Source organism: Pseudarthrobacter raffinosi, assembly GCF_023913835.1.
Taxonomy (GTDB): Bacteria; Actinomycetota; Actinomycetes; order Actinomycetales; family Micrococcaceae; genus Arthrobacter; species Arthrobacter raffinosi.
Map to the genome: position 1 here is coordinate 171,095 of NZ_JAMXBG010000005.1, position 12,263 is coordinate 183,357.

The window sequence follows — 12,263 nt, forward strand, 5'->3', positions numbered from 1 at the left end:
GATCGACAGGTGGCGGGACCCGGCCGGGTCCCGCCACCTGTGCGTCGGCCACGGCTCATGAAAGAGTGAAGCAATGACCCAACACACCGTTCCATCCCCCGCGCAGGAACTCATATACGGCTGCATGGGCCTGGGCGGCAGCTGGACCGACGAACCGCATCAGGTGCAGCGTGTGGACGAGGCCGCCGCCGCCGTCGAGGCCGCGCTGGACGCCGGCATTACGCTGTTCGATCACGCGGACATCTACCGCGGCGGCAAGTCCGAGTCGGTGTTCGGCGAGGTCCTCGCGGCAACGCCCGGCCTGCGTGACCGGATCCGGCTGCAGACCAAGTGCGGCATCCGGCTCCGCGAACGCGGGTTGGCCACACACTATGACCTCAGCCGGGAATCCATCCTGGAACGCGTGGACGGCAGCCTGAAGAGGCTGCAGACGGACTACGTGGACGTCCTCCTGCTGCACCGCCCGGATCCCCTGACGGACCTGGCGGAGGTGGCGGCCGCCGTCGGGCAACTCCTGGCCGACGGCAAGGTTCGGGCGCTTGGGGTGTCCAACATGTCCGGCGCGCAGATCAAGGCGTTGCAGGAGCGGCTGGAGGTGCCCGTGGTGGCCAACCAGCTGGAGATGAGCCTGCTGAAGCGGGCCTGGCTGGAAAGCCAGGTCCTGGTGAACCATCCGGAGTCGCTGGACTACAGCTTCCCGCACGGGACCCTGGAGTACTGCAGCGAAAACGGCGTTACCGTGCAGGCTTACGGTGCGCTGGCGCAGGGGTTGTACACGGGGGCAGCTCCGGAAAACCCGACGGCGGCGGAGACTGCCGCGGCCGCGATGGTTGCGGAGCTTGCGAGTCAGTACGGCACCACGGGGGAGGCCGTCCTCCTGGGGTGGCTGATGAAGCATCCGGCCGGCATTGCGCCCGTGATCGGGACCGTGAATCCGGCGAGAATCGCCGCCTGCGCGGACGCCGCCCGCGTGGCGGAGGCCATGACCCGGGCCGACTGGTACGGACTGTGGATTGCGGCGCGGGGCGGCACCCTCCCCTGAGATGAAGTCCTAGGAGCGGGCCTTTCCAGGGAGCGCCGGACAGCGACACCGTCGGCGCCTCTCGCTTCGACGTGGGACGATGTCAAGTATGTGGCTTGGCCTTAGGGCGAGGGCGCAAGGCGACCCGGAGCCCGCATCTCCGGCAAATGTAGGCGGGTTCGGCACCGAGGGCATGGAGCTTCTCGCGCTTCATTGTCCGGCCACAGCAGGAACACTGATGGTAAGTGTCAGAGGCCATGGTTCGTCAGAGCTTCCGTCATCTGATCGACGGTTGGAACGCCGGCAAGACCATCTGGCGTGGGGTAGATCCGGCATGCGAGGTCGCTGGCCGGCGCCCTGTCGGGGAAGATGTCGGCCCCGTCTGCCGTGATCGTCGGCGAACCGGCAAAAGCCGTCCCGAGCGTATCTGCCGGAGTCTTGATGTGCCGCAAACGGACGCGGATGTCTTGGCGCCCCAAAGCGACCAAGGCGGCTTCCACCTGCTTGAGTGCAGGGGCCATGTTCGGGCAGTCATCGATGTGGAGGAGTTCTATTCTCACGTTGTCGTTCTCCGGTTCGCCTATCGCGGTAGTGCTGATCAGGGTTTGTGTCGTCTGTGGCCGATCCTATTCCGGTCGCTGCAGGCGGGCAGGCTCTAGGCATGGCCCTGCCCAGCGGGTTCGGAGCGGCTGGTAGGCGGTTCAGAACTGGTTCCGCAGCCCTCACAGCAGCCGGAAGTATCACTTTGCACAACAACCGCGTTCAGAGGTGCCGGTTCGCCCAAATCGGCCGGACCGGTGACTTTCTTGCTGCGGGTGCCCGGCTCGGGGACGGCGCAGCAGACGTCCCCTTTCCAGGCGTTGAGGCCTTCGCGAGTGGCGATCCCGGCGATGACCAGCGCCGCGCCGGCGTCTGCCCACCACCATCCCAGTGTGCTGTTGAGAACCAGGCCCACCAAAAGAACTGCGGATAGATATGTGCACAGCAGGGTCTGTTTCGAATCTGCGACCGCCGTGCGGGAGCCAAGTTCACGGCCCGCGCGGCGTTGAAGCCAGGACAGGACAGGCATGATGGCCAGACTCAGGGCAGCGATCACGATGCCCGGAGTGGAATGCTGTGCCTGGCCGCCTCCGGATAGGGCCCTGACCGAGTCCACGGAGACGAACAATGCAAGGGCAAAGAAGGACATCGCGATGATCCGAAGGGTGATGTGCTCGCGCCGTTCGGGGTCCGTCGCGGAAAACTGCCAGGACAGCGCGACCGCGGAAGCGACCTCGATCACCGAATCAAGTCCGAAGCCCACGAGGGCCGAGGAGTCGGCCAGGTTGCCCGCCCATAGCGCGACGACGGCCTCAACGACGTTGTAGGTGATCGTCGCGGCCGCGAACAGGCGGATGCGGCGGCTCAGGACAACGCGGCGGCTGACCGTAGGCGCACTTTGAATTGTGGTGGTCACACCAAGCACGTCCCGTCTGGGGCACAGCAGGCAGGATCCACGGCCAGCACGACACCCAGCAGATCTCTTATCGCGTGGCCCAACCGGGCGTCGGCGAGCTCGTACCGGGTCCGCCGGCCGTCCGGGACAGCCACCACCAGGCCGCAGCCCCGCAGGCATGTCAGGTGATTGGACATGCTCTGCCGTGAGACACCCAACGAATCGGCCAGGTCCGACGGGTATCCGGGCGCATCCTCCAATGCCAGCAGAATCCGGGCCCGGGTAGGGTCGGAGACCGCGTAGCCGAACCGGGCCAGCACTGGGGCGTGTACGAGGGTTTCCATATAGCCAAAGTACATCCAAGTGTGTATTCACGCAATCGTGTACTCAAAGCGGAGATTCAGGCCATCATGGCATTGCCTGCGCATGGCGGCCTTTGGCTGGCTTTCGTCCTCCGTTCAGATGGCGGGGGAGCGGCGCTCGATCAGGAGGGTGTCCCGCCACTGGCCGGCGCGAGGGCCGTGTGGCATTCGGGCGATGCGGTTTCTGCGCCCGACGATGGTGAAGATGGAGTGTTCCGCTACTCCTGCATAGGCCGGCCGGGAGGAGGCGGGCGAAACCGCGGCCCAGCCGAGGACCTCACCTTCGCTGGATACTGCGACATGGCGGTGGCCGGGGAGCTTGGACTGGTCGAAGGAGTCCCAGTCAGGGGCTTGGGTTTCGAAGGTGGCCTGCCCGGTGTCGATACCTTGCTGGTAAATCCGTCGGATGGCCGGCCAGTCGGACTGCTCCATGTTCTGCAAGGCCACCGGGTAGGTCATAAATTGGCCAGGATGCCGGCGGCGTCGTCGAGGGCTCCGGGGACGAGAGAGTAGTAGGCCCACGTGCCACGCTTTTCGCGGTGCAGCAGCCCTGCCTCCACCAAAATTTTCAGGTGGTGGGAAACCGTTGGCTGGCCCAGGTCCAGGGGGTCGGTCAGGTCGCACACGCAGGACTCGCCCGAGGATTCGGCCTTGACGATGGAAAGCAGCCGCAGCCGGTTCGGATCGGCCAGCGCCTTGAAGACCAGGGCTTTCTGCTTCGCCTCCTCGGCCCCCAATGCGGGCGGACCTGCCGAGATGCAGCAGGCGTCATCCGTGGCCTGATCGATTACGGGCAGCAAGTTCATGTACCCATTATGCCCGAATATTGACCATCATCAATGTATTAATCCCGCCGCTCGACCCGGAAGTGGCTACGCTCCGGAGGCTTGCCCGCCGTCGGACCGGTCGACGAAGTCTTAGGAGCTGGTCTTTTCCGTGGCGTGCGGAAGAACGACGTCGTCCGCGTTGCGCGCCACGGAGGGGAAAAGGGCGAGTAGGAGCCCCAAGCCCACGGCCGCCCCGAGCAGTTGCGCCACCACAAAGCCGGGAACTGAAGCGGGTGCGATGCCGGCGAAGGTGTCACTGAAGATGCGGCCGACCGTCACGGCGGGGTTCGCGAACGACGTTGAGGACGTAAACCAGTAGGCGGCTCCAATGTAGGCGCCCACGGCCGGAGCTGCGAGGGTGCCCCGGTTTGTGGCCGCCAGGGTGAAGATCAGCAGTACGAGCCCTGCGGTGGCGACAACTTCGCCCAGCAGCTGCCCGGTGGTGGCGCGGTCCTTCGCCGAGATGGAAGTGCCCACCTCGAACATGGCGTTGGCCACCACGCTGCCGCTGATTGCACCGACGGTTTGGGCAACTACATATGTGCCCAGGTCCGGAAGTGTCAATCCGGTTCCGCTGCGCCGGCCGAGGACCCAGTCCACGAGCGAGACCACGGGGTTGAAATGCGCGCCGCTGATCGGGCCGAAGACGAGGATCAGCACCGTCAGACCCAGAACCGTGGCGGTGCTGTTCTGCAGCAGCTGCAGGCCGATGTCGCTGGGGGAGAGCTGCTGTGCCATGATCCCCGAGCCAACGACGATCATGACGAGCAAACTGGAACCGAGTAGTTCGGCGAAGGCGCGGCGCCACAACGGCGGTTGTTGAGAAGTCATACCAACAGCTTGACTCAAGATATTTACTCAGTCAAAATTGAATCAATGAACATTGACCCAGTTGAAGTTTTCCGCGCGCGGGTCGCCAAGCATGCGGCCCTGGCGGATCCCGCGCGGCTGCGCATCGTGGACCTGCTGACCCTGGGGGATCTTTCCCCTACGGAGCTGCAGGCCGAGCTCGGGATGCCGTCGAACCTGCTGTCGCACCACCTGCGCACACTGGAAGTCGCGGGCCTGGCGACACGCCACCGTTCGGAGGCGGACAAGCGCCGCAGCTACATCCGGCTGGCCGCAGGGGCGTTGGAGGGATTGGCCCCCGGCCGCGAACACGGCGCCCGCCGTGTCCTCTTCGTCTGCACGCGCAACAGCGCCAGGTCCCAGCTGGCCGTCGCACTCTGGAATCAGGTCAGCGACATCCCCTCGACTTCGGCGGGCACCCATCCGGCGGACCGCATCGCCCTGGGTGCCATTGATGTCGCGAGTCGCCACGGCGTTGCTCTCGCGGACCTTCCCCCGCGCCGGCTCGATGAAGTGGCGCACGATGATGACTTCGTCGTGACCGTATGCGACAACGCCCACGAGGAAATCCTCAACCTGGGAGGGATCCATTGGTCTGTTCCGGATCCACTGCGCCTAAACACGGAGGATGCTTTCGAGGGCGCCTTCACTGGCATCTTCCACCGCGTTTCCGGCCTCGCGCCCCGACTGCATGCTGCCTGATAGTCTACGCCCGTAAATATTGACAACCATCAATATATTGTCCGATACTGCATACATCGACGCATATCAATGTCTAGCCGGCGTGGTGGTGCGGACACAACGACCTCGTCAAAACTGATCCACACGCAACTGATTCCAGGAGAAACACGTGAGCACCGAAACCGCCAAGAAGCCTTCCGTCCTTTTTGTCTGCGTCCACAATGCCGGCCGTTCCCAGATGGCCGCTGCCTTCCTGACCACCCTCTCCAGGGGCGGGATTGAGGTGCGTTCCGCCGGTTCCCAGCCTGCGGACAAGGTCAACCCGGCCGCCGTCGAGGCCATGGCCGAACTGGGCATCGACATGTCTGCAGAGATCCCCAAGGTCCTCACCACCGAGGCCGTGAAGGAGTCCGACGTCGTGATCACCATGGGCTGCGGCGACGAATGCCCCTACTTCCCCGGCAAGCGCTACGAGGACTGGGTCCTGGAAGACCCGGCCGGACAGGGCGTGGAGTCTGTCCGCCCCATCCGTGACGAGATCAAGACGCGCATCGAAGGACTCATCGAGTCCCTGATCCCGGCCGCCAAGTAACCCACCCCGCGCATTTTCAAGCACCAGGAGAGACCAACGTGAGCACCGATCAGTTGATCATTATCGGCTCCGGCCCTGCCGGCTATACGGCGGCCATTTACGCCGCCCGCGCGGGACTCAACCCGCTGGTCCTGGCCGGCTCGGTCACGGCTGGCGGCGCCCTGATGAACACCACCGAGGTGGAGAACTTCCCGGGCTTCCCGGGCGGTATCCAGGGCCCCGAGCTGATGGACGGGCTGCAGGAGCAGGCCGAAAAGTTTGGCGCCCGCATCGTGTTCGACGACGTCATGGAAGTCACGCTGACGGGGCACCTCAAGCGGGTGGTCACCGGATCCGGCGAGACCCACGAGGCACCCGCCGTCATCCTGGCCACCGGCTCCGCTTACAAGGAGTTGGGCCTGCCGGAGGAGAAGAAGCTCAGCGGCCACGGCGTGTCCTGGTGCGCCACCTGCGACGGCTTCTTCTTCCGCGAACAGGACATCATCGTGGTGGGCGGCGGCGACTCCGCCATGGAGGAAGCCACCTTCCTGACCCGCTTCGCAAAGTCCGTGACCGTCGTTGTGCGCAAGGACGAAGTCCGGGCCTCCCGGATCATGGCCCAGCGCGCCAAGGACAACCCCAAGATCAGCTTCGCGTGGAACTCCGCCATCACGGCCATCCACGGTGATGCCAAAGTCACCGGCGTCACCCTCACCGATACACGCACCGGGGAGACCCGCGAGCAGGCCGCCGCCGGGATCTTCGTTGCCATCGGCCACCTGCCGCGGACCGAACTCGTCGCCGGACAGGTTGACCTGGATGCCGAAGGCTACATCAAGGTCGACTCGCCCACCACCGTCACGAACCTCACCGGCGTGTTCGCCTGCGGCGACGCCGTGGACCACCGCTATCGCCAGGCCATCACAGCAGCCGGCACCGGCTGCGCGGCAGCCCTCGACGCCGAACGCTACCTCGCCGCGCTGGAAGATGCGGACAGCATCGCCACCGCACTGGTCGAAGAGCCGATCCACGCCTGACCACCGGGAAAGGGGAGGGGGTGAACTGGATGGACACCGATTGCTGCACCGATACGGGCTGCTGCGACGAGGACGATCTGGACTGCTGCTGAACAGCGCCGCCCCGGCCCGCCGGTCCCACAAGGCTCCGGCAGGCACCCCGATCGAACCGCACACCAACGGATGAAACAGAGGACAGCATGGATCCAGTAAAGAACCTTCCCGTCGCAGTCATCGGCGCCGGCCCCGTCGGTCTTGCTACCGCAGCCCACCTGCTCGAACGCGGCCTCGAGCCGCTGATCTTCGAGGCAGGCCCGACGGCGGCATCCGCCATCGAACAGTGGCGCCACATCCGGCTGTTCTCACCCTGGCGGTTCAACCTCGACGCCGCGGCCGTGCGTTTGCTGGAGGACGCCGGTTGGGAAACCCCTCGCCTGACGGCACTGCCTTACGGCGGGGAACTGATCGACAATTACCTCGCCCCGCTGGCTGCAACCCCGGAGATCTCCTCCCGGCTCCAGACCAGCGCACGCGTCATTGCCGTTACACGCCAGGGCATGGACAAAACCCACGTCCGGGACCGTGACGCCACCCCTTTCACCGTCCGGGTCGAACACGACGGCGGTGAAATCCGCGACCACACCGTGGCGGCCGTCATTGACGCGTCCGGCACGTGGTCCACCCGCAACCCGCTCGGAACTTCCGGGCTGCCCGCCATCGGTGAAGACACGGCCGCCGCCCGGATCTCCTCGCCCCTGCCGGACGTCACAGGACGGGACCGCACCTCCTTCGCGGGCCGCCGCGTCCTGGTCGTGGGCGCCGGGCACTCGGCCGCGAACACACTGATCAATCTGGCAGACCTCGCCAAGGAGGAACCCGGAACCACCATCCTGTGGGCCGTGCGCGGAGCATCCGCTGACAAGGCCTACGGAGGCGGCGACGCCGACGGCCTGCCCGCCCGCGGCCAACTCGGAGCCCGGCTCCGCCGACTCGTGGAGGCCGGAACAATCGAACTGCACACCGGCTTCGGGATCGCTGCCTTCAAGAGCCTGGACTCCAGCGTGAGCGTCGAAGCCGTCGACGGACGCACTCTGGAAGCGGACATCATCGTCCCCTGCACGGGCTTCCGGCCGGACCTGGTCAGCCTGCACGAACTCCGGCTCAACCTTGACCCCGCTGTCGAAGCACCCGTCGAGCTGGGCCCTTTGATCGACCCCGAATTCCATTCCTGCGGCACGGTCAAGCCGCATGGCGCCAAGCTTCTCGCCCACCCGGAAAAGGACTTCTACATCGTCGGCATGAAGTCCTATGGCCGTGCGCCGACCTTCCTGCTAGCTACCGGCTACGAACAGGTCAGGTCCGTCGCTGCGGCACTCTCCGGCGACCAGGCCGCGGCGGACACTGTCCACCTTGAACTGCCCGAAACCGGGGTTTGCTCCACCGACGCCGGCACCAGCTGCGACGTCCCCGCGGCCTCAACAGCAGACACTGACGGATCGGCGGAGAGCGGCTGTTGCGCCGCCCCGGAACCGGTCCTCGTTGGATTCCCCACCGGGCTGGCTCACGGCCGCTCCGGGTAACACTGACCACAACCAACCACGACGCACCGTTCCAGACGCACGCCAAGGGAGTATTGCCATGACCGAACACCAGAAAACGACGCTGGGATTGCAGGACAATACTGAAATCCTGCACCGGATCAGCGAACGCCTCGCCGAGCGTTTCACCGGGGTGTTCGCCGTCGAGACGGTCGAACGCTACGTCTTCGAGTCCTACACGGCCTTGGCCCGGACAGCGAAGATCAGCGCCTACCTGCCTGCCACCACGGAACACTTCGCCAACGACCGGCTGGCCGCCCTGGCCAAATCCAAAGGGTCGGTGGTCTCCGAGGTCCCGGAGGTCCTGTTCGTTTGCGTGCAGAACGCCGGGAGGTCACAGATGGCTGCCGCGCTGCTCAATGTTGAAGCCAAGGGCAGGATCCGCGTCCGGTCGGCAGGCTCCATGCCGGCAGCTGAGCTGGATCCAACCGTTGTGACTGCAATGTCCGAAATGGGCTTGGACATGGGCAAGGACTATCCGAAGCCACTCACGGACGACGTCGTGCGGGCATCTGACGTCGTCATCACCATGGGCTGCGGTGACTCATGCCCCATCTACCCCGGGAAACGCTATGAAGACTGGGACCTCACCGACCCCGCCGGTCAGTCCCTGGAGACGGTCCGGGTCATTCGCGACGAAATCCAGGCGCGCATCAAAACCCTCGTCGGCTCACTCCTGGCCGCAGAACAGAAAGAAAACATCAACTCATGACCGAAAGCACCAAGACTCCCCGTATCCTGTTCGTCTGCAGCAAAAACGGCGGGAAGTCCCAACTTGCGGCCGGTCTCATGCGGGACCTTGCCGGGGATGAGGTCACCGTTTACTCGGCAGGCACTAAACCGGGCAGCCGCCTGAACAACGAGGCCGTGGAATCCCTGAACGAACTCGGCATCGACATCACCGGGGAACACCCTAAGCCCGTCACCGACGAGGTGCTTGACGCCGTCGACGTCGTGATCGTCCTGGGCACCGAAGCCAAGCTCGAAGCCCGCGAAGGCACCCGCTTCGAAATTTGGGAAACCGACGAACCTTCCACCCGGGGCATCGAAGGCACGGAGCGCATGCGCCTCGTCCGCGACGACATCAACGCCCGCGTCCGAAAGCTCCATGCGGAACTCACAGGGAACTAAGCCTGTCCAAACCAGTGATTGAGCTTGTCGAAACCTGGGTCTCGACAGGCTCGACCACCGGCGCTGGCCGGTCGTATCTGTATTGTTCGGCACGTCCGGCGCCATGGCTTAGCGCTGGCAGTGCCCGGGCAGATACGGTAGTAGCATGACGTCACCCACCGCCACCGAGACATTACGCCCCAAGCGCAACATCCCAGCAGAAATCGCCCGTTCGTGGCTTCTGGTCAACGCGATGAAAACCGACCTGTTTGACCAGTCGGCTGTTTCGCGCGCTGACTCGATCATCCTGGACATCGAGGATGCCGTGGACCCGTCGCAAAAGGACGAAGCGCGAGGTCACGTGATTGACTGGCTCAGCGGTGGCGGCCAGGCCTGGGTCCGCATCAACGATGCCACCAGCCCGTTCTGGGCCGATGACCTTGCAGGGCTGCGCGGTACGCCCGGCCTGCTCGGCGTGATGCTCGCCAAGACCGAATCAGCTGACCAGGTGACCGAAAGTTTCCACCGGATGGACGGCAAGACGCCGGTCATCCCGCTCGTCGAATCGGCGCTCGGCATCGAGGAAGCCAACAACATCGCCAAGGCCCAGGGTGCTTTCCGCCTGGCGTTCGGCTCCGGCGACTTTCGCCGCGACACCGGCATGGCGGCCACCCCGGAGGCCATGGCCTACCCGCGCGCCAAGCTGGTGGTCGCTAGCCGCGTGGGCAACCTCCCGGGCCCCATCGACGGCCCCACCGTCGGCACCAACCACCCCATCCTGCGCGAGCAGACCGGCATCACCGTGATGATGGGCATGACCGGCAAGCTGTGCCTGGCCATCGACCAGACGAACGTCATCAACGAGGTCATCAGCCCCACCCCGTCGGACGTCGCCTGGGCCACGGACTTTATGGCCGACTTCGAGGCCAACGGCCGCGTCATCCGTGACGGCTCGGACCTGCCCCGCCTGGGTCGCGCCGAAAAGATCATGAAGCTCGCCATAGCGTTCGGCGTGCAGCCGGCGCTGTAGCGCCACCCGTACACCCAAGCACTGGAGACCCCGTGACCCATACCCGCTATCTGGTTCACGGGGTCTTTTGGGACGGCGCCCCGGCGCAGTCTGTAGGGCACGACGGCGGCGGCCCGGCTCTGCGCCTCCAGTCACCGTCCGGGGATCTCCGCGAGGTCAGCCTCGAGGCGGGCGCCAGGCTCGGTTTCGCGGTGGCCGATCACGGCAGGTTCTGCCTGGGGCACCACAAGGTCCACTCAGCCAGCAGCCGCGACCACATCCTGTGCCCGGCCAGCGCTCCCGCTGTGAAGGGCAAGCAGTGCGAACGCTGCTTTGTGCTGGACGATTCCCGCCTCATCCACGATTTCCACCGGGGTGGCCGCGTTCCGGACGGGCTGCTCACTTATCTTCTGCAGGATCACTGGCTCTACGTGGCCACGTTCGCCGGCGGCGCCAGCAAGGTGGGCACGGCGTCCCACCTGAGGAAATGGAACCGGCTCGCGGAACAGGGAGCGGTGGTGGCACGGTACGTTGCCAGGGCGGAGGACGGCCGGGTGGTGCGGATCCTTGAGGACATGGTGACGCGCGAGGCCGGGCTGGCGCAGCAGGTCCGCTCCGCCGCCAAAGCCGAGGCGCTGGCGGGGCCATTGCCAGCGGCCGCCCTGGACGGCATCAATGAGCGGCACGCGGCCGCGGTCCGCACGCTGCTGGGCCAGGCCGCCGTCGACGGTTTCAGCCCAGAAGGTTGCAGCGCAGAAGGTTTCAGCATTGTGGACGAACTCTGGGTGCGGCCGGCGCAGGCGGCAGGGCTCTGTGCCCCAACGCCGCGCCACGCCTACCCGCATCCGTTGGAGCAGGGAAAGCACGGCTTCGGAATCACCGCGCTGAGCGGGACAAACGCCCTCGCCAGCCTGGCCGGAACGGACGCGGCGTTTGTGGTGAACCTTGGCCGGCTGGCTGCCCGGACAGTCGTCCTGGGGGGCTTCGCCTCGGAGGTCCCGGCCGTGCAGGAATCGCTGTTCTGAACGTGCTCGGTAGACTGTCACGGTGCTCAAAGAATTCTGGGAGTCAGCGCCCACCTCGTACAAAGTCCTGGTCTTCGGCGCCATGGGCCTCATCGGCGTCGGGATCATCCTGAACCTGATCGGCAACACGTCCGGAAACCAGGGCCTGGCCACGGCTTCCCTGCCGCTGATCGGCCTCGGCCTCCTCCTGCACATCGCCGGGATCGTGGTGCGCGGCCAGACCATCCGGAAGAACCTCCGCAAGTAGCCGGAATTCCGGGTGTCCCGGGGCAGACCGATAGGCTGGAGGCCATGACTATCAATCCGGACCTGCAGGGCCGCAGCTACCCTGCCGCAGAGGTTTACGACGTCGGCCGCGAGAAGATCCGCGAGTTCGCCCGCGCCGTCAAGGCCACGCACCCAGCCCACTTCGACGTCGAGGCCGCCAAGGCCCTGGGGCACAAAGACCTGGTGGCACCACCCACGTTCGCCATCATCATCGCCCAGCGCGCCGATGCCCAGCTGATCGAGGACCCGGATGCCGGCATCGACTTCTCCCGCGTGGTCCACGCCGACCAGCGCTTCATCCACCACCGCCCCATCTTTGCCGGCGACCGCCTGGTTGCCGAACTGCACGTTGACGGTGTCCGTGCCATGGGCGGCGGGGCCATGATCACCACCCGCCAGGAAATTTTTGCCCTGACCGACGGCGGCAACGGGTCGCGCGAGGCAGTCGCCACCACCACGTCATCCATCCTCGTCCGCGGAGAGGGACAGTAA

The 12,263-nt window shown here is 65.6% G+C and carries 17 protein-coding genes; 11 read left to right on the forward strand and 6 right to left on the reverse strand.

Annotated features, from left to right (window positions below):
* The first annotated feature begins 73 nt into the window (after positions 1-73).
* Entirely contained in the window at positions 74-1,042 is a 969-nt protein-coding gene (locus NG697_RS07025; protein WP_252613892.1) for an aldo/keto reductase, read from the forward strand.
* A gap of 227 nt (positions 1,043-1,269) precedes the next feature.
* On the opposite strand, the gene NG697_RS07030 is transcribed toward NG697_RS07025, so the two are convergent.
* The 6 genes from NG697_RS07030 to NG697_RS07055 form a co-directional block, all read right to left on the reverse strand.
* Positions 1,270-1,581, reverse strand: a complete 312-nt coding sequence (locus NG697_RS07030) for a thioredoxin family protein (RefSeq protein ID WP_252598457.1) — start codon at positions 1,579-1,581, stop codon at positions 1,270-1,272.
* A gap of 95 nt (positions 1,582-1,676) precedes the next feature.
* Positions 1,677-2,477, reverse strand: coding sequence for a cation diffusion facilitator family transporter (locus tag NG697_RS07035; protein ID WP_374209904.1), 801 nt, complete (start codon positions 2,475-2,477; stop codon positions 1,677-1,679).
* Positions 2,474-2,800 carry an ArsR/SmtB family transcription factor gene (locus tag NG697_RS07040; RefSeq protein WP_252613894.1) on the reverse strand — a complete coding sequence of 109 codons (327 nt, stop codon included), beginning with the start codon at positions 2,798-2,800 and terminating at the stop codon, positions 2,474-2,476. The genes NG697_RS07035 and NG697_RS07040 overlap by 4 nt, the downstream gene beginning before the upstream one ends.
* Before the next feature lie 114 nt (positions 2,801-2,914).
* Positions 2,915-3,277, reverse strand: a complete 363-nt coding sequence (locus NG697_RS07045) for a GNAT family N-acetyltransferase (protein ID WP_252598451.1) — start codon at positions 3,275-3,277, stop codon at positions 2,915-2,917.
* Positions 3,274-3,624 carry an ArsR/SmtB family transcription factor gene (locus NG697_RS07050; RefSeq protein ID WP_252613896.1) on the reverse strand — a complete coding sequence of 117 codons (351 nt, stop codon included), beginning with the start codon at positions 3,622-3,624 and terminating at the stop codon, positions 3,274-3,276. Before NG697_RS07050 ends, NG697_RS07045 begins: the two co-directional genes overlap by 4 nt.
* A 111-nt stretch (positions 3,625-3,735) precedes the next feature.
* Positions 3,736-4,476, reverse strand: a complete 741-nt coding sequence (locus tag NG697_RS07055) for an aquaporin (protein WP_252598449.1) — start codon at positions 4,474-4,476, stop codon at positions 3,736-3,738.
* Positions 4,477-4,521: 45 nt separating this feature from the next.
* Between NG697_RS07055 and NG697_RS07060 the strand changes: the two genes are divergently transcribed.
* From NG697_RS07060 to NG697_RS07105, 10 genes are all read left to right on the forward strand, one after another.
* Positions 4,522-5,196, forward strand: a complete 675-nt coding sequence (locus tag NG697_RS07060; RefSeq protein WP_252613897.1) for an arsenate reductase/protein-tyrosine-phosphatase family protein — start codon at positions 4,522-4,524, stop codon at positions 5,194-5,196.
* A 148-nt stretch (positions 5,197-5,344) separates the two neighbouring features.
* A complete protein-coding gene (locus NG697_RS07065) occupies positions 5,345-5,767 on the forward strand; it encodes an arsenate reductase ArsC (protein WP_252569627.1) in 423 nt (140 codons plus the stop codon).
* A 38-nt stretch (positions 5,768-5,805) separates the two neighbouring features.
* Positions 5,806-6,783, forward strand: coding sequence for a thioredoxin-disulfide reductase (gene trxB / locus NG697_RS07070; RefSeq protein ID WP_252569624.1), 978 nt, complete (start codon positions 5,806-5,808; stop codon positions 6,781-6,783).
* Between the two features lie 179 nt (positions 6,784-6,962).
* On the forward strand, positions 6,963-8,342 hold the full coding sequence (locus tag NG697_RS07075) for an FAD-dependent oxidoreductase (protein ID WP_252613899.1): 1,380 nt from the start codon (positions 6,963-6,965) through the stop codon (positions 8,340-8,342).
* Positions 8,343-8,400: 58 nt separating this feature from the next.
* Positions 8,401-9,072 (forward strand): arsenate reductase ArsC, encoded by a 672-nt coding sequence (locus NG697_RS07080; protein WP_252569619.1) that lies wholly within the window; start codon positions 8,401-8,403, stop codon positions 9,070-9,072.
* Positions 9,069-9,491, forward strand: a complete 423-nt coding sequence (locus tag NG697_RS07085) for an arsenate-mycothiol transferase ArsC (RefSeq protein ID WP_252569616.1) — start codon at positions 9,069-9,071, stop codon at positions 9,489-9,491. Before NG697_RS07080 ends, NG697_RS07085 begins: the two co-directional genes overlap by 4 nt.
* A gap of 145 nt (positions 9,492-9,636) precedes the next feature.
* Positions 9,637-10,500, forward strand: coding sequence for an HpcH/HpaI aldolase/citrate lyase family protein (locus tag NG697_RS07090; protein ID WP_252598443.1), 864 nt, complete (start codon positions 9,637-9,639; stop codon positions 10,498-10,500).
* Between the two features lie 32 nt (positions 10,501-10,532).
* Positions 10,533-11,504, forward strand: coding sequence for a DUF2797 domain-containing protein (locus tag NG697_RS07095; protein WP_252608542.1), 972 nt, complete (start codon positions 10,533-10,535; stop codon positions 11,502-11,504).
* Positions 11,505-11,526: 22 nt separating this feature from the next.
* On the forward strand, positions 11,527-11,751 hold the full coding sequence (locus tag NG697_RS07100; protein ID WP_252598440.1) for a DUF3188 domain-containing protein: 225 nt from the start codon (positions 11,527-11,529) through the stop codon (positions 11,749-11,751).
* A gap of 44 nt (positions 11,752-11,795) precedes the next feature.
* Positions 11,796-12,263: an FAS1-like dehydratase domain-containing protein gene (locus NG697_RS07105; RefSeq protein WP_141141246.1), complete on the forward strand. Its 468-nt coding sequence runs from the start codon at positions 11,796-11,798 to the stop codon at positions 12,261-12,263.

Excerpts from the sequence above, each read along its gene's own strand:
- NG697_RS07025 (WP_252613892.1), top strand. The coding sequence starts at position 74 with ATGACCCAACACACCGTTCCATCCCCCGCGCAGGAACTCATATACGGC.
- NG697_RS07040 (WP_252613894.1), bottom strand. The coding sequence starts at position 2,800 with ATGGAAACCCTCGTACACGCCCCAGTGCTGGCCCGGTTCGGCTACGCG.
- NG697_RS07045 (WP_252598451.1), bottom strand. The coding sequence starts at position 3,277 with ATGACCTACCCGGTGGCCTTGCAGAACATGGAGCAGTCCGACTGGCCG.
- NG697_RS07050 (WP_252613896.1), bottom strand. The coding sequence starts at position 3,624 with ATGAACTTGCTGCCCGTAATCGATCAGGCCACGGATGACGCCTGCTGC.
- NG697_RS07055 (WP_252598449.1), bottom strand. The coding sequence starts at position 4,476 with ATGACTTCTCAACAACCGCCGTTGTGGCGCCGCGCCTTCGCCGAACTA.
- NG697_RS07060 (WP_252613897.1), top strand. The coding sequence starts at position 4,522 with ATGAACATTGACCCAGTTGAAGTTTTCCGCGCGCGGGTCGCCAAGCAT.
- NG697_RS07075 (WP_252613899.1), top strand. The coding sequence starts at position 6,963 with ATGGATCCAGTAAAGAACCTTCCCGTCGCAGTCATCGGCGCCGGCCCC.
- NG697_RS07080 (WP_252569619.1), top strand. The coding sequence starts at position 8,401 with ATGACCGAACACCAGAAAACGACGCTGGGATTGCAGGACAATACTGAA.
- NG697_RS07085 (WP_252569616.1), top strand. The coding sequence starts at position 9,069 with ATGACCGAAAGCACCAAGACTCCCCGTATCCTGTTCGTCTGCAGCAAA.
- NG697_RS07090 (WP_252598443.1), top strand. The coding sequence starts at position 9,637 with ATGACGTCACCCACCGCCACCGAGACATTACGCCCCAAGCGCAACATC.
- NG697_RS07105 (WP_141141246.1), top strand. The coding sequence starts at position 11,796 with ATGACTATCAATCCGGACCTGCAGGGCCGCAGCTACCCTGCCGCAGAG.